Source organism: Vibrio sp. 2130-1 (assembly GCF_033339515.1).
On the sequence record NZ_JAWOUT010000777.1, the window covers coordinates 1 to 505 of the forward strand.

At 47.7% G+C, this 505-nt stretch carries 2 pseudogenes; both read left to right on the forward strand.

Going from position 1 to position 505, the window contains the following annotated elements:
- Positions 1-80 (forward strand): annotated as a pseudogene (locus R7Q09_RS28650) (anthranilate synthase component II); the annotation flags it as partial.
- A 19-nt stretch (positions 81-99) separates the two neighbouring features.
- A pseudogene (locus R7Q09_RS28655) lies at positions 100-505 on the forward strand (anthranilate phosphoribosyltransferase); the annotation flags it as partial.

Here is a 505-nt window from a genome sequence, read left to right on the forward strand (position 1 = left end):
CAGAGTCAATAATGACGACTTACGGCGCAACCTTGTTGGGCAACGCGATTGAATGGGCGCTTGAGAAAAATAACGCATAAGGAAATGGGGAGAGAAACTATGGAAGCAATCATCAACAAACTGTACGAACAGCAATCACTGACTCAAGAAGAAAGCCAACAGCTATTCGACATTATTATTCGCGGCGAGCTTGATCCAATTTTAATGGCATCGGCATTAACAGCATTAAAGATCAAAGGCGAAACGCCTGATGAAATTGCCGGTGCAGCAAAAGCCCTACTGGCGAATGCGAACCCGTTCCCTCGTCCTGATTACGACTTTGCAGACATCGTAGGGACAGGGGGCGATGGTCACAATACTATCAATATCTCGACGACGGCCGCCTTTGTTGCAGCAGCATGTGGCTTAAAAGTCGCGAAACACGGCAACCGCAGCGTATCAAGTAAATCCGGCTCTTCTGACTTACTGGACTCGTTTGGCATCAACCTAGCAATGAGTGCTGAAG